We start from the raw sequence: 256 nt of genomic DNA on the forward strand, positions 1-256 counted from the left end.
CCGAGCGACGGCCAATCGTCGCCGCCATCCATTACAACGCTCAGGATCAGGTCGAGAAGGAAGTCGCCGGCAACGGCGTGGTGACCACGCTTGAGTATTGTGCGCAAAGCGGGAGGTTGACTCGGTTACTGTCGCGGCTCGAACAGCACGCTCCCTTGCAGGACCTGCAATACGCCTACGACCCGGTGGGCAATGTGCTGAGCATCGAAGACGCCGCACTGCCGGTTCGCCACTTCGCCAATCAGCGGATCGAGCC

General features: G+C 62.1%; 1 protein-coding gene. It reads left to right on the top strand.

What is annotated here, in order from left to right:
• Nucleotides 1-256: hypothetical protein (locus tag IB249_RS29650; protein WP_192309942.1), on the top strand; the 256-nt coding region annotated here is incomplete at both ends.

Source organism: Pseudomonas sp. PDM04 (genome assembly GCF_014851765.1).
GTDB lineage: Bacteria > Pseudomonadota > Gammaproteobacteria > Pseudomonadales > Pseudomonadaceae > Aquipseudomonas.